The organism is Pseudoblastomonas aquimaris (assembly GCF_035481675.1).
In the GTDB taxonomy this organism is placed as follows: Bacteria; Pseudomonadota; Alphaproteobacteria; order Sphingomonadales; family Sphingomonadaceae; genus Alteriqipengyuania_B.
In genome coordinates this window covers 751,682-771,778 of record NZ_JAYJJW010000001.1, presented here as the reverse complement: position 1 = coordinate 771,778, position 20,097 = coordinate 751,682, and the positions used below count along the sequence as shown (strand labels likewise).

At 66.1% G+C, this 20,097-nt stretch carries 18 protein-coding genes; 14 read left to right on the top strand and 4 right to left on the bottom strand.

The annotated features are described in order from the left end of the window. The first annotated feature begins 6 nt into the window (after positions 1-6). The 11 genes from VCJ71_RS03690 to VCJ71_RS03640 all read left to right on the top strand — a co-directional run bounded on the left by VCJ71_RS03690 (position 7) and on the right by VCJ71_RS03640 (position 13,949). Entirely contained in the window at positions 7-1,212 is a 1,206-nt protein-coding gene (locus tag VCJ71_RS03690; RefSeq protein ID WP_324639188.1) for an XrtA/PEP-CTERM system-associated ATPase, read from the top strand. Positions 1,213-1,225: 13 nt separating this feature from the next. Further along, positions 1,226-2,098: an XrtA system polysaccharide deacetylase gene (locus tag VCJ71_RS03685; RefSeq protein ID WP_290135303.1), complete on the top strand. Its 873-nt coding sequence runs from the start codon at positions 1,226-1,228 to the stop codon at positions 2,096-2,098. Then, the gene (locus VCJ71_RS03680) at positions 2,095-3,153 is read left to right on the top strand and encodes a FemAB family XrtA/PEP-CTERM system-associated protein (RefSeq protein WP_324639185.1); all 1,059 of its coding nucleotides are present in this window, start codon (positions 2,095-2,097) and stop codon (positions 3,151-3,153) included. The genes VCJ71_RS03685 and VCJ71_RS03680 overlap by 4 nt, the downstream gene beginning before the upstream one ends. Before the next feature lie 9 nt (positions 3,154-3,162). Further along, entirely contained in the window at positions 3,163-4,398 is a 1,236-nt protein-coding gene (locus VCJ71_RS03675) for a TIGR03087 family PEP-CTERM/XrtA system glycosyltransferase (RefSeq protein WP_324639184.1), read from the top strand. A gap of 37 nt (positions 4,399-4,435) precedes the next feature. Further along, the gene (gene xrtA / locus VCJ71_RS03670; RefSeq protein WP_324639182.1) at positions 4,436-5,947 is read left to right on the top strand and encodes an exosortase A; all 1,512 of its coding nucleotides are present in this window, start codon (positions 4,436-4,438) and stop codon (positions 5,945-5,947) included. A 10-nt stretch (positions 5,948-5,957) separates the two neighbouring features. Next, on the top strand, positions 5,958-7,862 hold the full coding sequence (locus tag VCJ71_RS03665) for an XrtA/PEP-CTERM system amidotransferase (protein ID WP_324639180.1): 1,905 nt from the start codon (positions 5,958-5,960) through the stop codon (positions 7,860-7,862). 81 nt (positions 7,863-7,943) lie between these two features. Beyond that, entirely contained in the window at positions 7,944-8,957 is a 1,014-nt protein-coding gene (locus tag VCJ71_RS03660) for an HlyD family secretion protein (protein ID WP_324639178.1), read from the top strand. 4 nt (positions 8,958-8,961) lie between these two features. After that, complete coding sequence (locus tag VCJ71_RS03655) at positions 8,962-10,656, top strand: ATP-binding cassette domain-containing protein (RefSeq protein WP_324639176.1); 1,695 nt, start codon at positions 8,962-8,964, stop codon at positions 10,654-10,656. Then, a complete protein-coding gene (locus VCJ71_RS03650) occupies positions 10,653-11,753 on the top strand; it encodes an ABC transporter permease (RefSeq protein WP_324639174.1) in 1,101 nt (366 codons plus the stop codon). The genes VCJ71_RS03655 and VCJ71_RS03650 overlap by 4 nt, the downstream gene beginning before the upstream one ends. Then, positions 11,714-12,862, top strand: coding sequence for an ABC transporter permease (locus tag VCJ71_RS03645; RefSeq protein ID WP_324639172.1), 1,149 nt, complete (start codon positions 11,714-11,716; stop codon positions 12,860-12,862). The genes VCJ71_RS03650 and VCJ71_RS03645 overlap by 40 nt, the downstream gene beginning before the upstream one ends. Before the next feature lie 124 nt (positions 12,863-12,986). Next, positions 12,987-13,949 carry a crotonase/enoyl-CoA hydratase family protein gene (locus VCJ71_RS03640; protein WP_324639171.1) on the top strand — a complete coding sequence of 321 codons (963 nt, stop codon included), beginning with the start codon at positions 12,987-12,989 and terminating at the stop codon, positions 13,947-13,949. A gap of 9 nt (positions 13,950-13,958) precedes the next feature. On the opposite strand, the gene zapE is transcribed toward VCJ71_RS03640, so the two are convergent. Genes zapE through VCJ71_RS03625 form a run of 3 tightly spaced genes read right to left on the bottom strand, consistent with a single transcriptional unit; the run spans position 13,959 to position 16,317 of the window. Further along, positions 13,959-15,077, bottom strand: a complete 1,119-nt coding sequence (gene zapE / locus VCJ71_RS03635; RefSeq protein WP_324639169.1) for a cell division protein ZapE — start codon at positions 15,075-15,077, stop codon at positions 13,959-13,961. Further along, a complete protein-coding gene (locus VCJ71_RS03630; RefSeq protein WP_324639167.1) occupies positions 15,074-15,532 on the bottom strand; it encodes a PaaI family thioesterase in 459 nt (152 codons plus the stop codon). Before VCJ71_RS03630 ends, zapE begins: the two co-directional genes overlap by 4 nt. Before the next feature lie 2 nt (positions 15,533-15,534). After that, a complete protein-coding gene (locus VCJ71_RS03625) occupies positions 15,535-16,317 on the bottom strand; it encodes a succinate dehydrogenase iron-sulfur subunit (RefSeq protein ID WP_290135291.1) in 783 nt (260 codons plus the stop codon). Positions 16,318-16,423: 106 nt separating this feature from the next. Between VCJ71_RS03625 and VCJ71_RS03620 the strand changes: the two genes are divergently transcribed. From VCJ71_RS03620 to VCJ71_RS03610, 3 genes are all read left to right on the top strand, one after another. Continuing rightward, the gene (locus VCJ71_RS03620) at positions 16,424-17,155 is read left to right on the top strand and encodes an SDR family NAD(P)-dependent oxidoreductase (protein ID WP_324639165.1); all 732 of its coding nucleotides are present in this window, start codon (positions 16,424-16,426) and stop codon (positions 17,153-17,155) included. Between the two features lie 61 nt (positions 17,156-17,216). Next, complete coding sequence (locus VCJ71_RS03615; RefSeq protein ID WP_324639164.1) at positions 17,217-18,473, top strand: cyclopropane-fatty-acyl-phospholipid synthase family protein; 1,257 nt, start codon at positions 17,217-17,219, stop codon at positions 18,471-18,473. 109 nt (positions 18,474-18,582) lie between these two features. Then, positions 18,583-19,680, top strand: a complete 1,098-nt coding sequence (locus tag VCJ71_RS03610; RefSeq protein WP_324639163.1) for a serine hydrolase domain-containing protein — start codon at positions 18,583-18,585, stop codon at positions 19,678-19,680. Here VCJ71_RS03610 and VCJ71_RS03605 read toward each other — a convergent pair whose 3' ends face one another. Further along, complete coding sequence (locus tag VCJ71_RS03605; protein WP_324640863.1) at positions 19,681-20,022, bottom strand: PilZ domain-containing protein; 342 nt, start codon at positions 20,020-20,022, stop codon at positions 19,681-19,683. Positions 20,023-20,097 lie beyond the last annotated feature (75 nt).

The following is a 20,097-nucleotide window of genomic DNA, read 5'->3' as shown; positions in this document are numbered from 1 at the left end:
CAGACAATGTTCGATGAATTCTATGGTCTCACCGGCCGACCTTTCCAGCTGACGCCGGATGCCGCGTTCTATTTCCAGAGCGGCACGCATCGCAAGGCGCTGAGCTACCTCGGCTACGGGCTGGCACAGGGCGAGGGCTTCATCGTCATCACCGGCGCGATCGGTTCGGGCAAGTCGACGCTGGTCGCCCACCTGACCAGCACCATCGACCCTAGCCAGCTGACCATCGCGCAGATCGTCACGAGCAAGCTGGACGAGGAAGAGGTCGTCCATGTCGTCGCCCAGGCGTTCGGCATCGAGGTTGAAGGCCACGACAAGGCGACCGCGCTCGGCATGATCGAGAGCTTGCTGCACGAGGAAGCGCGCGCAGGGCGCCGCTGCCTGCTCATCATCGACGAATCGCAGAACCTGTCGATCGAGGCGCTGGAAGAGCTGCGGATGTTCTCGAACTTCCAGCTCGGCAACCACCCGCTGCTGCAAACGCTGCTGCTGGGCCAGCCGGAATTCCGCCAGACGCTGCAACAGCATCCCGCTCTCGAACAGCTGCGCCAGCGCGTGATTGCCACCCATCACCTTGAGGCGATGGAGCCGGGCGAAGTGAAGCCCTATATCGAGCATCGCCTGAAATGCGTAGGCTGGGACGGCGAGCACCCGAACTTCGACGAGGCGGTCTTCGCCAAGCTGTACGAAGCCACCGACGGTGTGCCGCGCAAGATCAACCAGGTCGCAACGCGGCTGCTGCTGCTCGGCGCGGTGGAGCAGAAAACGCATCTCGACACCGACATGCTGCAGGACGTGCTTGACGAGATCGCCGCCGACAACGGCGTTTCGCCCGCACCGCGTCCCGTGGCTCAGCCGATTGCTGCCGAACCGCCAAGTGCCGACGACTTCGTGGAAGAGCCCGAAGAGACGGCCGATTTCTCAGCGCCGGACCCCGAAGCTGCCGATATCGCCGAACCGGAGGCCGTTCCCACCGTCGACCTCGAAGCGGTCCATGCGCTGCTTGCCGAACGGGACGCGCAGATCGCCGAACTGCAGCAGGCCATCGTCGAGTTATCCGAAGCCCGCGATACAGAGGGCAACGACGACACCGATTTTGCCGAGCGCCTGTCGCGGATCGAGGACCAGCTTTCCGACCAGGAGCGGATCATCCGCCATACGCTGACCATGCTGATCGACTGGATCGAGAACGACCGCTCGATCGCGGCCTGAGGGAGCAGGCGGCATGGATTCCGCACGCATCGTCAATGGCCTGTCGGTCGATGTCGAGGACTGGTTCCAGGTCGGCGCGTTCGAGAACGTGATCGAGCGCGGCGACTGGGACAATCTGGATGACCGGGTCGACCGCAACGTCCGGCTGATCCTCGACATGTTCGATGCCGCCGAGGTGAAGGCGACGTTTTTCACGCTGGGCTGGGTGGCCGAGCGCCACAAGCCGCTGATCGGCGAAATCGTGGCGCGCGGCCACGAACTGGCCAGCCATGGCTGGGACCACGGCCGCGTCTTCAAGCTGGGCCGCGAGGCGTTTCGCGCTGACATCGACCGCGCCCGCAAGGTCCTTGAGGATGCAGGCGGGGTGCGCATCACCGGCTATCGCGCGCCGAGTTTCTCGATAGATCACCGCACGCCGTGGGCCTATGCGGAACTGGCCGAGCAAGGTTATGCCTATTCCAGCAGCGTCGCGCCGGTCACGCACGATCATTATGGCTGGGCGGACGCCCCGCGCTTCGCTTTCAAGCCGCTGCCGTGGAGCGACCTTGTCGAAATCCCGGTGACGACCGCCATGTTCGGCGGGAAGCGCTTGGCAGCGGGCGGCGGCGGGTTCTTCCGCGTGCTTCCCTACGCCTTCTCGCGCTGGGCAATCCGGCAGGTGAATCGCACCGACGCGCGTCCCGCCGTGTTCTATTTCCACCCGTGGGAAATCGACCCGGGCCAGCCGCGCGTGGCCGGGGCGCCGCTCAAGTCGCGCCTTCGCCACTATTCGAAGCTCGACCAGATGGCGGACAAGCTGCGCCAGCTGGTGGACGAGTTCGCGTGGGGACGGATGGACATGATTGCCCATCGCGAAGCGCAATCGGCGGAGAGCTTGGCCGCGTGAACGCGCCCTTCGCCCACACCCGCATCCAGGTGCGCGCTGCCCGGCTTGCCGAGCCGGACGAATGCGCGCGGCTGGAGGCGTTCGTGGCGGAGCAGGGCGGCACCGTGTTCCACCGTCCGCAGTGGCTCGCTGCCGTGGAACAGGGCACGGGGCAAGTCGCCCATGGTCTCGTCGCGGAACGGGCTGGCGAACTCACCGGCTTCCTTCCCCTGACCGAAGTGCATTCGCCCGTCTTCGGCCGCGCGCTCGTTTCGAGCGGATTTGCTGTCGAAGGAGGTATTCTCGCTTTCGACGAAGCAGGCCATGCCGCACTTGCACAGGCGGTAGAGGAATTGGCCATCCGACTGTCGTGCGAGGAGGTGGAGCTGAGGGGCGGCGAGGCGCCTGCCGGGTGGCGCGTGCAGGACCAGGCGCATTGCGGCTTCGCGCGCGATCTTGCTGCCGACGACGAAGCCGAATTGCTGGCCATCCCGCGCAAGGCCCGCGCCGAGGTGCGCAAGGGGCTGAAGAACGACCTTGCAGTTTCGGTCGGCGTCTCCGAGCGTGACCGGGCGGACCACTACTGCGTCTATGCGGAAAGCGTCCGCAATCTGGGCACGCCGGTCTTTCCGCGCAGCCTTTTCGATGCGGTACTCGATACGCTCGACGCAGACATCCTGACCTTGCGGCATCATGGCGCGCCGGTAGCGAGCGTCCTGTCGCTCTACCACGACGGCGCCGTGCTGCCTTATTGGGGCGGCGGAACGGCAGCAGCGCGGCATCTGCGCGCCAACGACCGCATGTATTTCGAGCTGATGCGCCACGCCCGCCGCCGCGGCATGACGCGCTTCGATTTCGGGCGCAGCAAGACCGGCAGCGGTCCTTGGCACTACAAGAAGAACTGGGGGTTCGAGCCGGAGCCGCTCGCTTATGCGAAATGGACCGCGCCGGGCTGCAAGCCGCGCGACGTCGACCCCACCAGCGACGGCAACTCGGCAAAGATCGCCGCGTGGCAGCGCCTGCCGCTGTCCGTCGCCAACCGCATCGGCCCCTTCATCGCCCGCAGCCTCGGGTGAGGCGGGGCAATGAGCGAAATTCTCTTCCTCGCGCACCGCGTGCCGTTTCCGCCCGATCGCGGGGACAAGATCCGTTCGCACCACATCCTGAAGGCGCTGGCCGCCATCGCGCCGGTTCATGTCGGCACGCTTGGCGAAACCGATGACGACATGGCGCAGGAGGGCGAACTGGCGGCGATCGCGGATAGCTTCCACCTCGCGCGCCGGACCACGCCGCTTGCCGTCGCAGGCCTGAAAGCGCTCGCAAGCCGCGAGCCGGTCAGCCTCACCGCATTCCGCAATGAAAGCCTGCGCGACTGGGTCGAAAAGACCCTGCGAGAGCGACAGATCGGCGCGATCTACGTCTTTTCCGGGCAGATGGGGCAATACGTACCGGCCGACTGGACCGGGCGGCTCGTCGTCGATCTGGTCGATGTCGATTCGGCCAAGTTTGCCGCCTACGCCGACGATGGTAGCGGCCCCCGCGCATGGATCGACGCACGCGAAGCACGTCTGCTCCACCGCGAGGAAGTCCGACTGTGCGAGGCAGCCGATCATGCGCTGCTGGTGAGCGAGGCGGAAGCACGGCTGATGCGCCGCCGCTTGCCCGGTGGCAGCGCGGCCGACGTTCAGGCGCTCGGCAATGGTATCGATGCAGAGTTCTTTTCCCCGCGCAGCGCGACGCCCCAGCCGGACATTGCGGCCACGAAAGGCCCGCATTTCGTCTTCAGCGGCCAGATGGATTATGCGCCGAACGTGTCCGCAGTGGAGCGGATGGCTCGGCGCATCATGCCCGTTATTTGCGAGGTTCATCCAGATGCCGCGTTCCACATCGTCGGCCGCGCACCGTCGGCGGAGGTTCAGCGACTGGACGGCTTGAACGGAACCCGCGTGTGGGGCGCCGTGCCCGACATGCGCCCCTTCCTTGCTGCGGCGGATATCGTCGTGGCCCCGCTTACCATCGCGCGCGGAGTGCAGAACAAGGTGCTGGAGGCGATGGCCATGGCCCGGCCCGTCCTCGTCACGCCCGAAGCCGCGACCGGGATCGAGGCGCAAGCGGGCGTCCATCTCGAAATCGCCGACAGCGACGAGGATTTCGCAGCATCCGCTTTGGCGCTATTGGCCGACGGCGAGCGCCGCAACGCGCTTGGCGCGGCGGGCCGGGACTTTGTGCTCGACCATCGCAGCTGGCCCGCCATGCTAGAGAAGCTGCCCGCGTTGATGGGCTTCCCGGTCCACCGGGAGCTGGCGCGCGATGTCGGCTGAGTTGAGCCAGGCCCCGCTGCGCCAACGCGCGTTTGACTTGGCGGGCCGGGTGCCTGCCGCTTGGCAGCGGCCGCTCGTGGCGCTGGCCGGATGCTGGCTGGTGGTGTTTGCCCTGTTCTTCCCGGACTGGGCGCGCATGGCCGACCAGTGGTGGAACAGTTCGACCTACAACCACATCGTCTTCATCCCCCCGATCCTCGCCTGGCTGGTCGCCACGCGCAGGGACGAGCTTGCCAAGCTCGTCCCGCAGGGATGGTGGCCCGGCCTCTGCGTCGTCTTCGGCGCAGCTTTCCTGTGGCTGTGCGGCGCGCTCGCAGGCATCGACCTGTTCCGGCAAGCCGGGGTGGTGGCAATGCTGCAGGGCAGCGTACTCGCCATCCTCGGGCCCCGCGTCGCCTGGGGCCTGCTATTCCCGCTCGCCTACATGGTATTCCTCGTGCCGTTCGGCGACGAGCTGGTCCCGCCGCTACAGATGGTGACTGCGGCAATCACCATCCAGCTGACGGAATGGAGCGGCATTCCCGCCGTCATCGATGGCGTGTTCATCGACACGCCAGTGGGATTGTTCGAAGTTGCGGAGGCATGTTCGGGGGTGAAATTCCTCGTCGCCATGGCCGCGCTCGGCACGCTGGTGGCGCATGTCGGGTTCCGCAGCTGGCTGCGCCGGATCGTCTTCATAGCCTTCGCTCTTATCGTCCCGATCCTGGCCAACGGCATCAGGGCATGGGGCACGATCTACATCGCGCAGTCGCAGGGCGTAGAGTTCGCCGCCGGCTTCGACCATATTTTCTATGGCTGGATCTTCTTTGCGCTCGTCCTTGTGCTGGTTCTAGCACTCGCATGGCGCTTTTTCGACCGGGCTGCGGACGAGCCCGCGATCGACGCGGCCTCAATCGAGGCCAACCCAGTGCTCACGCGTATCTCGTCCCCGTCCATGCGGCCATCGCTGGCGGCGTTTCTGACGGCGGCTTTGCTCGCGCTCGCCGCGGCATGGTCGCTGGCGAGCGGAAATGCGCGCGCTGCCGTGCCTTCGCTGATCGACTTGCCGGAAGTTCCGGGCTGGTCGCGGACTGATTACGCGCCGCGCTTCGCGTGGGAGCCGCAAGCCCCCCGCGCTGACCACCGCCTGCTGGGCAGCTACACCGACGCGGACGGCCGCCGGGTCGACGTGTTCGTCGCGCTTTATGCATCGCAAGGGCCGGGCCGGGAGGCTGCAGCTTTCGGCACCGGCGCGCTGGTGCCGGGCTCCGACTGGCGTTGGCTGGGTGATGCAGCGGGCGCAGCGGACCATTCGGCGCAATGGCTGCTGATCGCCGGAGATCACAAGCGCTATGCCGAGACCAGCTACCTGCAAGGCGACAATGTCACGGGCAGCGGCGCACGGCTGAGGCTGCACACGCTGCTCGACAAGCTTGCCATGCAGCGCGAACCCACCGCGACGCTGATCCTTTCGGCGGAAGGCGACGACGCGAAAGCCACCGTTGCCGACTTCGCAGCGAGCATTTCCCCGCGCGGGGAATGGCTCGACGACATCACCACGCCGCGCTAGGCGACGCGCCATGTGCGGGATTGCGGGCATCATCCATCCGGAAAACCCCCGTCCGGTCGATCCGGCACGGGTGGAGCGCATGTGCGACGCCATCGCCCATCGCGGCCCCGACGGCGCGGGCGTGTGGACCGACCATGGCATCGCGCTCGGCCATCGCCGCCTTTCGATCATCGACCTCGAAGGCTCGCCGCAGCCGATGGTGTCCGCCGACGGGCGCGCGGTCATCGTCTTCAATGGCGAGATCTACAATTTCCGCGCCTTACGCCGCGAGCTGGAAAAGGACGGCACCCGATTCCTCACCGATGGCGACACCGAAGTCATCCTCGCCGCCTGGCAGAAGTGGGGCGAGGGTTGCCTCTCCCGCCTCGACGGCATGTTTGCCTTCGCGCTTTACGATCTTGAGAAGAAGCAGCTGCTGCTAGCGCGCGACCGTTTCGGGGTGAAGCCGCTTTTCATGGCACGGCTCAGCGACGGCGGGATCGCGTTCGCTTCCGAACTGAAAGCCATCCTCGCCCATCCGTTGATGCGGCGCAGCGTCGATCCGCTGGCGGTCGAGGAATACATGACCTGGGGCTATGTGCCTGATCACCGGTCCTTCCTCTCCGGCGTGGAGAAGCTGCCGGCGGGTCATTACCGCCTGTTCGACATGGGCAAGCCCGCGCCGCAACCGCGCCAATGGTGGGACATCACTTTCGCGGAGCGTCGCAAGGGCAAAGCCGCCGATCTCGAAGCGGAATTGCTGCACTTGATGCGCGAGGCGGTGCAATCGCGCATGGTGTCCGACGTTCCGCTGGGCGCATTCCTTTCGGGCGGGGTCGACAGCTCCAGCGTCGTCGCGCTGATGGCGGAAGGGAGCGTGCAGCCGGTCACCACCTGCTCCATCGGCTTCGACGTCGAGGCGGTGGACGAAAGCTCATATGCCGAGCGCATAGCCGCGCTGTTCGGCACCGACCACAAATCGCGCCGCGTCGATCCCGACGATTTCGGCGCGCTGGACGCTATCGCGGCAATGTTCGACGAGCCCTTCGCGGATGCCTCCGCGCTGCCGACCTGGCGGGTTTGCCAGCTGGCTCGCGAGCATGTCACCGTGGCCCTGTCCGGCGACGGCGCGGACGAGGCGCTCGCAGGCTATCGGCGCCAAGTCTTCCAGCATCACGAGGATCGCCTGCGCAGCCGCATCCCGGCGGGCATTCGGTCGGCGATCCTGGGCCCGCTCGCCAGCATCTATCCCAAGGCCGATTGGGCGCCGCGGCCCTTGCGCGCCAAGGCGACCTTGTCCGCCCTGTCGGTGAGCGGGGCCGAGGCATATGCCTCTGCCGTCTCGATTACCGGGCCGGACCAGCGCGCCGCGCTGTATTCCGAAGCCTTCCTCAAGGCCCGGGGTGACTATCGCGCGGAGCAGCCATTCATCGAGACGATGGAGACCGCACCGGCGCGCAGCGGGCTGGACCGCGCGCAATATGCGGACCTCAAGTTCTGGCTGCCGAGCGACATCCTGACCAAGGTCGATCGCACCAGCATGGCGACCAGCCTGGAAGCGCGCGAACCGCTGCTCGACCACCGGCTCGTTGAGTTCGCCGCCGCCTTGCCGGAAGGGCAGCGGGTTTCTGGCCGCGAGGGCAAGGCAATCCTGAAGCGCACCATGGAACGCTACCTGCCCCGCGACATCCTCTACCGCCCCAAGCAGGGCTTCGTGATGCCGATCGCCGAATGGTTTCGCGGACCGCTGGCATCGTCGGCCCGGCAGGTGGCCCGAAGCAAGACGCTGGCAGCGCTCGACTGGTTCGATCCCAAGGCGCTATCCGATCTTGCGGACCGCCATATTTCCGGCCGGTCCGACCACGGTCGGATACTCTGGCAGTTGGTGATGCTCGAACGCAGCCTCGGGGCCTTGGGGATAAGTGACCGTAAATAGGCTTGCTTCGCGCCCCTGAGTGCGCGCACAATCCCCTCAGGAGAGGTTGCACATCCTGCGACGACGAGGGGGAGGCTTGCGGTGGCAGGCAAGGCGAGGGGCGCATTGCGCAAAATCCTGATCGTGGCCGCGCTCGGCGCCGCGATCTTCTTCGCCGGTCGTGCCTTCGGATGGTGGGGTGCTGCCGAGGCCGAGAGCGAACTCAAGATCTACGGCAATGTCGAGATCAACGAAGTCGAGCTCGCCTTTCGCACGGGCGGCAGGATCGAACGGCTGCTGGTGGACGAAGGCGACGTGGTATCCGAAGGCGACTTGCTGGCACAGCTCGACCGCGGCCCGCTGGAAGCCCAGCTCGCCGGGGTGGATGCGCGGCTCGCGGCGGCGGACGCTGCGGTGCAGCGCGACCGTTCCGGCGCCCGCCCGCAGGAAATCGCCGGCAGCCGCGCTCGCCTGGCCGATGCGCGCGCGCAGCTTGAAGAAGCCCGGCGGCAGTACGACCGCCGCGCGGCGCTGATCGACCGCGGGTTCATCTCGAAGGCGGAGGTCGACACCGCCCGCGCCGCAGTGCAGGCGGCCGAGGCCCGGGTCGCGGATGCCGAAGCGGCCGTGTCGCTGGTGCAGGCGGGCGAGCGGCCCGAAGACCGCGCGATGAGCCGCGCCGACCGGCAGGCTATCGAAGCCGAGCGCGCATTGGCGCAATCTGACCTGTCCGACACACGCCTGCTCGCTCCCTCGCGCGGCCAGGTCATAACCCGCGTTCGCGAGGCCGGCAGTATCGTGCAGGCGGGGCAGCCGGTGGTCTCGCTGGCCCTGACCGAACCTGTCAGGGTCCGCGCCTATATCGCGCAAGGCGAGCTCGCAAAGATCGCGCCGGGAATGGCCGCTCGCGTGCATGTCGACGGCATCGAACAGCCGTTTTCCGCGACCGTCGGCGCCATTGCCACGACTGCGGAATTCACGCCCAAGTCGGTCGAGACCGAGGCCATACGCGCCGACCTGGTCTACCGCGTCCGCCTGACGGTGAAGGACCCGCAAGGCCGCTTGCGACAGGGACAGCCGGTGACCGTGACCTTTCCCGACGCACGCGGGGAGTAAAGCGATGCCGGCGGCCTTCAGGCTGCAAGGTGTTTCGAAAAGCTTCGCGGCGGCGCGCAAGAAGGGTGCTCCGGTGCAGGCCTTGTCGGACCTGTCACTGGCGCTCGTGGCCGGGCGGCGGCTTGCCCTCATCGGACCCGATGCGGCGGGCAAATCCACCGTGCTGCGCCTGCTTGCCGGACTGGTGGAGCCGGATGCCGGAGCGGTGGAAGTTTTCGGCGAACCCGTGGCGGCGCTCGACAGGGGACGGATCGGGTACCTTCCGCAGGGCGGGGCGCTTTACGACGACTTGCCGGTTGAGCGTAATCTTGCGCTTTATGCCGAGCTGCGCGGCGTCGACCTGGAAGCCGAAAGCGACCGCATCGAGACGATCTATCGCCGCACCGGACTGTCGGAGTTTCGCAAACGCCTCGTCGGGCGGCTGTCCGGCGGCATGCGGCAGAAACTGGCGCTCGCCTGCGCCCTCGTGGCTCGCCCGCCGCTCCTGCTGCTGGACGAACCGTCGGTCGGGGTCGATCCCGTTTCGCGGGGCGAGATCCTGACGCTGACGCGCGAACTGGCGGCGCCGGGCAGCACCATCGTGTGGACCACCACGGTGCTAGACGAGGCGCGTGAATGCGATTTTGTCGCGGTTCTGCACGAAGGACGCCTGCGTTTCGAAGGGACCCCGGAGGAGCTCGCGCAATTCGGGGCAGGCAGGGTGGAGACGCGGCCGCTTCCCGCGCAGGGAAAGCGCGCGCTCCTAGGTATGATCGAGCGCGATCCCGATGTGCTCGAAGCCCGGATCGAGCGCGAGCAGGTGAGGGTGCTGCACCGCGAACCCGTGCCCGACAGCGCAACGGCCACGATCAGCGATGGCTTCGCCCGGCTGCTCGACGATGGCACGGTGTTCGGGGCCAGCAAACTTGCCGCCCGCTTTCCAGAACGGACGCAGGACGAAACGGTGGTCAGCGCGCTGGGTCTCACCAAGACCTACGGCGAATTCACGGCAGTCCACGATGTCGGCTTCACGGTCCGGCGCGGGGAGATTTTCGGCCTGCTCGGGCCCAACGGCGCGGGCAAGTCGACGACCTTCGGGATGCTCTGCGGGCTGGTGCCGGCAACCGGCGGGACTGCCACCGTGGCCGGCAAGTCGCTCCGCACCGCGTCCAGCGCGGCGCGCAAGGCACTCGGCTTCATGCCGCAGCGGTTCTCGCTCTACGGCGACCTGAGCGTGGCGGCGAACTTGCGCTTCGTGGCCGGCGCGTACGGCATGGGTCGCGCAGCGCGCGAGGATGCCATCGCGTGGATCGTCGATGCGCTGGGGCTGGAGGAGCTGATGCCGCGCGCGGCGGAAACAATGCCATTCGGCCAGAGGCAGCGGCTCGCCTTCGGTGCCGCGCTCCTCAACACTCCGCCGGTGCTGTTCCTCGACGAGCCGTCCTCCGGCGTCGATCCGGTGGTGCGGCGCGAATTCTGGTACCACATCAACGCCATCGCCGCGCGCGGCACTGCGGTCGTCGTCACGACGCATTTCATGGAAGAGGCGGAGAATTGCGACCGCCTGCTGTTTATCAGCGCGGGCGAAGTCATCGCGCAGGGCACGCCGGAAATGATGAAGGGCGATGTCGGGCGCATCGCGGGCCGGCCGGTCACGCTGGAGGAAGCGTTCATCGATCTCGTCCAGCGCCAGCGGCAGGCCGGGGAACTTGCCGCGTGAGCCCCGGCGCGGCCATCCAGGCAAAGGAATGGGCGCAGATCTGGCGCGACCCGTCGACTTTCGGGCTCGTCGTGGTCCTGCCGTTGCTGCTGATGATGCTGTTTGGCAGCGCCATCTCGCTGGATACCGAGGACACCGCAACGGGGGTTGTCGATCTCGACCGGACGCCCGCGTCGCGATCGTTCGTCCAATCGCTCGAAGCCAGCCGCTATTTCGCCGTGACGGAAGGGCTGTCGGTAGGATCGCAGGCCGACGGTCTTGTCGCCGGGCGGCTGCGCGGCATCCTCGTCATTCCCGAAGGCTTCGGGCGGCAAGCCGGGGCCGGCCCGGTCCAGCTCGTGACCGACGGGTCGCAGCCCAACACAGCGCGTTTCCTCGACGGACACATGCGCGGCGCGCTCGACAGCTGGACCAGCCAACGGTTGAAGGACCGGGACGGCGAGGTCGTGCAGGCGATCGGGCTGATCGATCACTTCCGCTACAACCCCGGCCTCGAAAGCCGTTTCATGCTGGTGCCCGGCGCGATCGCCATCGTCATGGCGATGATCGGGACGCTGCTTACGGCGCTGGTGATGGCCCGGGAATACGAGCGCAAGACAATGGAGGGCCTGCTGGCGACGCCGCTGTCGACAGGTGCGCTCGTTTACAACAAGGTGCTGCCGTATTTCGTGCTCGGCCTTGCAAGTACCGGATTGTGCGTTGCGATGGCGGTGTATGGCTATGGCTTGCCGTTCGAAGGCTCGGTCTTCGCGCTGTTCCTTATCGCGGCAAGCTTCCTTGCCGCCGTGCTGGGGCAGGGCTTGCTGATCTCGGCCGCGACCAAGAGCCAGTTCGTCTCGACCCAGTTCGCCCTGCTGTCGGGCTTCCTGCCATCGCTGCTGCTGTCCGGCTTCCTGTTCGAAATCGATTCGATGCCGGCAGCTGTGCAGTGGCTCACCTACATCGTGCCGGCGCGCTACCTCATCCCGTCGCTGCAATCGGTGTTCTTGGCGGGTGATATCTGGCCGCTGTTCCTGCCGAACATCGCGATCATGGCCGGCTTCGGCGCGTTCTTCCTGTGGCGTTCCATGAAGGCTATCCGGCGGACCATCGCGTGAGGCAGTGGCTGGTCCAGTGGCTCGCGATGGCGGTCAAGGAACTGCGCGTGGTGCTGCTCGACAAGCGCGCGCGGACGACGCTCGTCAGCTCGCCGCTGATCCAGCTGTTCCTGTTCGGCATGGCCACCACGCTGGAAGTGACGAACATCGATATCGGGGTGGTCAACCGCGACAACGGCCGCGCGGCGGAGCAGGTGCTCGCCGGGCTCCAGGGCGCGAACGCGGTGGACGAGATCCGCTATTATCCCGATGTCGCAGCGCTCAATCGCGGGATCGAGCGGCGCGAAATCCTCGCCGGGATCGCCTTGCCGCCCGATCTCTCGGCCGATGTGGCTGCGGGGCGTCCGGCGCAGGTCATGGCCTTGTACGACGGGCGGCGGATCAATGCCGCGCGGGTGACCGCCGGCTATTTCGACCGCATTGTGAGGCGGGCAGGCGCAGAAGTGCAGCCGATCCAGCCCCGCGCCGGCCCGCGCCTCGAAAGCGTCAGCTGGTTCAACCGGAATCTCGATTATCGCTGGTTCACCCTGCCGGGAATGATCGCGGTGATCACGACCGTGCTCGTGCTGTCGGTATCGATCCAGTCCTTCGCGCGAGAGCGGGAATTCGGCACCATCGGCCAGCTGATCGTCTTGCCGCTGACGCCGCTGCAATTGCTGCTCGGCAAGATGGTGCCGGCTTTCCTTGTCGGGCTGGTCAACGCGGTGACTTACGCCATCCTGATCCCGGTCTTCTTCGACGTTCCCTTCACTGGCAGCTTCGCATTGCTTGCCCTGGGCATCGTGATCTTCGCGTTCTCGATCGCGAGCATCGGGATGATCGTCTCGGTCCTGGCCGATAACCAGCAGCAGGCGTTCCTTGGCGGTTTCCTTGTGATCGTGCCGCTGATCCTCTTGTCGGGCTACGTCAGCCCGGTCGATAACATGCCCGACTGGCTGGCCGTCGTCGCCCGGATCGACCCGCTCCAGCACATGGTCTTCATCTGCCATGGCATATTCCTGAAGGATCTGGGATGGGGCACAGTATCTCCGCATCTTTTCGCGATGGCGGCGGTCGGTTTTTCCAGTGTCTCGATTGCGTACATCTTGCTGCGACTTCGTCGCGGCTGAGCGCAATTGCGATTCGGTTCGCCCCGTTAACCGCGAATATTGCTTGCCAAGCATCCGGACCGGTGCGTAATTTTCGTTCATTCGCCCGGCACCCATGGGCGAAGAGGTCGCAACGGGGGGCATTATGGACAGGGTCGAAAGACAGGTCGACAGGTCGGAAACAGGGATCGGCGAGCACATGGAAGAGGCCACCATCGGCCTTTCACAGATGCGCGAAAGACTGGTCGAGCAGTCGAAACGGCGGCTGCGGATCGACCCGAAGCTGTTCGAACTGCGCGAACTCGAAACCATGTACGAGGACGAGAGCGAAACGCTGTGGACCTACATGCGTCCCAGCGGCCGGCCCAGCTTCACCCCGCCGATGCTCAACGATTTCAACGACTGGCAGCGGCTGATCCGCGCGAATTTCGGGCCGAACAAGGTTCCGCTGCGTTTCCTGGTGCTGGGCAGCCGGGCGCCGGGGGTTTTCTGCTTCGGCGGCGACCTGGAACTGTTCCAGAGCCTGATCCGCGCCAACAATCGCGAAGGGCTGGTCGATTACGGCTATGCCTGCGTGGAAATCCTCCACCGCAATCACCTGTCGCTGGACCTGCCGATGCTCACGATCGGCCTGGTAGAAGGCGCTGCGCTTGGCGGCGGCTTCGAAGCCTTGCTGAGCTTCGATCACATAATCGCCGAGCGTGATGCGACGTTCGGCCTGCCCGAAGTGCTGTTCGGACTTTTTCCGGGCATGGGCGCACACGCCATCCTCAGCCGCAAGCTCGGCAGCGCGATGGCGGAACGGATCATCGTGTCGAACGAGACTTACACGGCGCAGCAGATGTACGACCTCGGCATCGTCCACCGCATCGCGGAACCGGGCGAGGGGCGGGCCGCCGTGCAGGACTTCATCGCCAAGTCCGCGCGTCGCCACGCCGGGCTGGTCAATGCGCGCCGTGCGATGCGGCTGTCGCAGCCGCTGCCGCTGGAAGAGCTGAAGCGGATCACGGAGCTGTGGGCCGACGCGGCGCTGCAGCTTCGCGAACAGGACCTGAAGGTGATGAGCCGGCTCGCCAACGCGCAGGCCAAGCTCGCCAACGCCGCCTGATCCGCGTTCCTACTGCGCGCCGTGGCCGGCGGCCATGTAGGCTTCGCTCTGCATTTCCTTTAGCCGGCTGACGGTGCGGTCGAATTCGAACGCGCCGTCGCCCGCCGTGTACAGGTCTTCCGGCTCGGTCTCTGCCGTGGCGAACAGCTTCACCCGGTTTTCGTACAGTGCGTCGACAAGCTTGGTGAAGCGGATCGCCTCGTTCCGGTTGTCCGGGCCCATCTTGGGAATCCCGACCACGATGACCGTGTGGAAGGCGTGGGCGAGCGCGAGATAATCCGCCGCGCCGCGGTTTTCGCCGCACAGCCGCTTGAAACTGAAAACGCCGACGCCCTTGAAAGCCTTCGGCACGAACAGCGTCCTGCCGCCGCCCAGATCGATCTTCCCCGACGGTACGTTCTCGGCATCTTCGGGTGCGTAGTCGGTCAGGCGGAAGAATGCCTCGCGCACTTGGGCAGTCGCTTCCTCGCCGAGAGGGGTGTGCCAGCTGTCGAGTCCGCCCAGCCGCTCCAGCCGGTAGTCGACCGGTCCGTTGAGCGGGACGACGTCGAGCTCGGCCTGGACCAGATCGATGAACGGCAGGAAAAGCGAACGGTTGAGCCCGTCCTTGTAGAGGTCCCGCGGCGGCCTGTTGCTGGTCGTGACGACGACGACGTTCTCGTCGCGGATCAGGGCGGTGAACAGCCGGCTCATGATCGCGGCGTCGGCGGTGTTGTTCACCACCATCTCGTCGAAGGCGAGCAGGCGGACATCCTGTGCCAGCTTCGCCGCCACCGGGGCGATGGGATCGCCGCTTTCCCGCTTGCGCTCTTCGCGGATCAGCTGGTCGACTTCCAGCATGAAGGCGTGGAAGTGCACGCGGCGCTTGCGCTCGATGTCGAGCGTTTCGACGAACAGGTCCATCAGCATGGACTTGCCGCGCCCCACGCCGCCCCACATGTAGACGCCGCGTGGCCGGGCCGGCGCATCGCCGCCGAACAGCTTCCCGATGAAGCCGCGCTTGCGCGAGGTCGCCTCGAGTTCGCCTTGCAATTCATCCAGCCTTTCGGCCGCGCCGCGCTGATCCGGATCGGCGCGCAACTCGCCTGCGCCGACCAGCGCATCGTATCGCGCCAGCATGCCGGTCATTTGCGCGAATTCATCTTGCGGATGATACCGCTGAAGCTGGCGACGACATCATCGTCCTGCACCACTTGCCCGCGGCAGAAGGCGAGGCGGCCGGTTTCCCGCACGATCTCCGTCACCGCGTCGAGCGGCCGCTCCGGGTCGCCGGCACCGACGAACTGCGTGGAAAGTTCAAGCGTGACCGAAGGCCCCGCTTCGCCTTTGCCAAGGACGTGCATGGCGGCGAACAGGGCGATGTCGATGAGGCCGAGCGTGGTCGCACCGTGGACCACGTCCTGCAGGTTGGTGTGGCGTCGCTCCGGGAACATGCGCAGGCGGCAGGAATCGCCCTCTCGCCGCACGCGCATTTCGCCGAGCACCGCTGCGTTGTAGCGGGTTTCGTCATGCAGGTTCCAGCCGCGCCAGCCGTCCTCGCCCGGGATCGGCTCGTAATCGAACGGCAGGTGATCGAACGCCAAGGTCAGATTTGCCGTTCGGCCATCATCTTCTTGGTTTCGGCGATCGCCTTGGCCGGGCTGAGGCCTTTCGGGCAGACATTCGCGCAGTTCATGATCGTGTGGCAGCGGTAGAGGCGGAACGGGTCTTCCAGATCGTCTAGCCGTTCGCCCGTCATCTCGTCGCGGCTATCGGCGAGCCAGCGGTAGGCCTGCAGCAGGATTGCCGGGCCGAGGAACTTGTCGGAATTCCACCAATAGCTGGGGCACGCAGTCGAGCAGCAGGCGCACAGGATGCATTCGTACAGGCCGTCCAGCTGTTCGCGCTGTTCGGGCGACTGCAGCCGTTCCTTGCCGGAAGGCGTGGGGCTGACCGTCTGCAGCCAGGGACGGATGCTTGCATATTGCGCGTAAAAATGCGTGAAATCGGGCACGAGGTCCTTGATCACGTCCATGTGCGGCAGCGGGGTGATGCGCAACTCGCCTTTCACATCCTCGATCGCGCTGGTGCAGGCGAGGCCGTTCTTGCCGTTCATGTTCATGGCGCAGGAACCGCAGATCCCCTCGCGGCACGACCGGCGGAAGGTCAGCGTCGGATCGATCTCGTTCTTGATCTTGAACAGCGCGTCGAGGACCATCGGCCCGCATTCGTCGAGGTTGATCTCGAACGTGTCGTAGCGCGGATTCTCGCCGCTGTCGGGATCGTAACGATAGATCTTGAACTTCTTCACCCGGCCGCCGCCGGACGCGGCATGGGTCTTGCCATCCTTGCGGATCTTGCTGTTCTTCGGAAGGGTGAAGGTTGCCATGGTCGACCGGTCCTGTTTCGCTACGCGCCCTATCTAGCGATTCCGCGGGGTCAGGCAAGGCCGAAGCCGGGGAACTTCAAGGGTGATCGAGGGGTCTGGAAACACGATGACAGATGCGAAATCGCCTTTCGCCAGCGCCGCCGTTTTCGGGGCAAGCGGCGGGATCGGCCTCGCGCTGGTCGAGCAGCTGCTCGATGGCGGGGCGACGCGCGTCCATGCGGGTGCGCGAAACCCGCTGGCTTTCGACGACCCGCGCGTTTCTCCCTTTCCCTTCGACCTGACCGACGAAGCCGCAATCGAGGCGGCGGTTGCAGGGTTCGGAGAGCCGCCCGAATTGGTTATCGTGGCGAGCGGCGTGCTCACGCTGCCGGATGGCACAGGACCCGAAAAGAGCCTGAGGGCGCTGGATGGCGCGGCGATGGCCGAGCTGCTCGCGCTCAACACCATCGGACCCGCATTGATTGCGAAGCATGTCTTGCCGACATTCCCGCGGCAGGGGCGCCACGTCTTCGCCGCTCTGTCCGCCCGGGTGGGCTCAATCGGCGACAATCGGATCGGCGGTTGGCTCAGTTACCGCGCCAGCAAGGCGGCGCTCAACATGCTGATCCGCAATTTCGCCATCGAGCTGGGTCGGACGCGGCCCGAAGCGGTGGTTGTCGGCCTGCACCCGGGCACCGTCGACACCTCCTTGTCGCAGCCGTTCCAAGGTAACGTGCCGGACAAGCAGCTGTTCTCGCCGGAGCGGAGCGCAGGGCATTTGCTCGATGTCCTCAGCAGTCTCGGTCCCGGCGACAGCGGCGGCGTATTCGACTGGAAAGGCGAGCGGATCGTGGATTGAGGGCGCCAATGCGGCGCCGCCGCTTGTCCGTTCCCCGCCGCGCCGCCATAAGCCGCCGCGTATGAACGCCGAAACCCCAGAAGGAAGCGCCCGGTTGCTCGGCGCGGTCCGGCCCGTTGCCAGCAAACCGGGACTTGTGGCCCGCGCGTGGTCGGGTGGGCTTGCCCGGCTCGTCGACCGGATCGACGCGGGGATCGAGGCGGGCACCATGCACGCGACCTTGCCCGACGGCACCACCCGGATGCTGGGCGGGCGCGGTCCGGGAATCGATTGCGAACTGACACTGCACGACTGGCGCGGGCTGCTGCGCCTGGCCACGGCAGGCTCCCAAGGCTGGTACCAGGCGTGGGAAGCGGGCGAGTGGAGCAGCCCGGACGAGGTTTCCGTGTTCGCCCACTTCGGCGCGAACGCGCGGACGCTGGGCGATGCAGGGCGGGCCAAGGGACCCTGGCGGGCGGCAGCCCGCGCGCTTCACTGGCTGAACCGCAACACGCGCGGCGGATCGGCGAAGAACATCCATGCGCATTACGATCTCGGCAATGAATTCTATGCCGCGTGGCTCGACCGGACGATGAGCTACTCCTCCGCCCTGTTCGACACGGTGGAGATGCGAGGCCCCGCACGTCTGGCGCTGGGTCAGGAGCGCAAGATGGCGCGCATGGCGGAGCGGGTCGGCGGTGCCAGATCGGTCCTGGAGATCGGCTGCGGATGGGGCGCGATGGCCCAGACGCTGAGCGAGCGCGGCTGCGCGGTGACGGCGATCAGCCTGTCGGACGAACAGCTCGCCTATGCGCGCGCGCACCGCGACGGATCGATCGATTTCCGCAAGCAGGACTATCGCGATGTCGCCGGCCAGTTCGACGGCATCGTCAGTGTCGAGATGGTGGAGGCGGTCGGGCGCGAGTTCTGGCCTGAATGGTTCGCCTGCATCGCCCGCAACCTGAAGCCGGGCGGGCGCGCCGCGATCCAGTATATCGCCATGCAGGACAATCTGTTCGATGCCTACGCCGCCAGCGCCGACTTCATCCAGGCCTATATCTTTCCCGGCGGCATGCTGGTGCGCGAAAGCGAGTTCCGGCAGCTTGCCGGGGAGCACGGCCTGGCATGGCGGGATCGCGAGGAATTCTCGCTCGACTACGCCGAAACGCTGGCCATCTGGCGCGCCAATTTCGACGCTGCATGGAAGGAAGGGCGCATTCCGGACGGGTTCGACGAGCGTTTCGCCCGCCTGTGGCGTTTTTACCTGATGTATTGCGAAGGCGGGTTTCGCGGCGGCAGCATTTTTGTGGCACAGGTGACGCTGGTCAAGGAGGAGTAGGGCGATGAGGACATGGGCGGCTTTGCTGGCAACGGCAGCTTTGGCGGGGTGCACCATGCCCTGTGGCGGGATCGGCTCGGCTTGCCTGGCGCCGCAAGATGCGCCCACGGTGCAACTGACCCAGCCGTCGCAGGAAATCCCGATTGCCGAACAGCAGGTGCTGTTCTGGGACGATGCCACAAGGCGCGACCGTTTCGCCCACATGGAAGACTATTTTGCGGGACTGGAGGTATCTCCCGCGCCGCAGCCCCACCGCTTCCTTCCGGGCGACGGTCTGCCGCGCGAAGTCTCGGACGCCATCGCGGCATATATGCGTGAGAGCGGGGCGGTCGGCGTCATGGTCGTGAAGGACAACGCCGTGCGCTACACCAATTCAGCCGAGGATTTCGGCGCAGACGCACGCTGGACCAGCTTCTCTGTCGCCAAGAGCTTTACCTCGACCTTGCTCGGCGCGGCCATTGCCGACGGGGCGATCGACAGTCTCGACGACCCGGTCACGAAATACGTGCCGGCGCTTGCCGGCAGCGTATACGATCCCGTCACCGTGCGCCAGGTCGCCACGATGACGTCGGGCGTGAAGTGGAACGAGAACTACACCGATCCCAACAGCGATGTCGCGCGCATGCTCGCCACCCCGCCGCAGCCAGGTGAGGACCAAAGCGTTACTTACATGCGCACGCTGGAGCGCGAGGCGCCTCCCGGCACCAAGTTCGTCTACAAGACGGGCGAGACCAACCTGCTCGGTATCATCGTCGAGAACGCCACCGGGCGGAAGCTGGCGGATTACGCCTATGACAAGATCGTGGTGCCCGCAGGCTTCGCCGATCCGATGTTCTGGATGGTCGACCTGTCCGGGAGAAATATTGGCGGGTGCTGCCTGTCGCTGACGCTCGCCGATTATGCGCGGTTCGGCCAGTTCGCGCTGGAAGGCGGGAAGGGCGTGGTGCCCGATGGCTGGTTCGCCGAAGCCGGGGCGGCATCGGTGAAGTTGGACGGAGATCGCTTCGGCTATGGCTACCAGTGGTGGACTTACGACGGGCGCAGCTTCGGCGCGCAGGGCATTTTTGGCCAGTCGGTCACCATCGTCCCGGAAGCCGACCTTGTCGTCGCCATCGTCGGCAATTGGCCGACGGCCACCAGCGGCGACCTTGCGCGCAAGCGCGGCGAGCTCGTCGCCCGCATCGCAGCGAGCGTTATCGACGAATGATCAGCGGGCAGCGCCGTCGCCGCGATAGCGGGCCAGGATGTTGTCGTGGACGATCGGGCTGAGGAGCGTCTGGAATGCGCAGCCGACGAGGTTGCCTTCCCACCAGATCACTTCAGCCGCCAGCGATTCGAGGCCCGGCAGGGTCATCCAGCACATCGATCCCGGCTCCATCCGATTGATCGAGGTGGCGGAAAAACCGGACAGCGACAGGTCGTGCACCACGGTCTGGAAACGGCGGCCGCCGCTTACCCGCATCTGCGCGGGGATGGCGAGCTTCGTGCGCGGCGCGCTGCGGTCTTCCTGCGCGGCGATTTCGTAACGTTCGGGGGAGCTGATCGTCATCATGGCGGCTGTCCTCAAGCTTCGGCTGCCACAACAACAAAGGATCGGGGCGATCCGGCAACCGTGCTTAATATC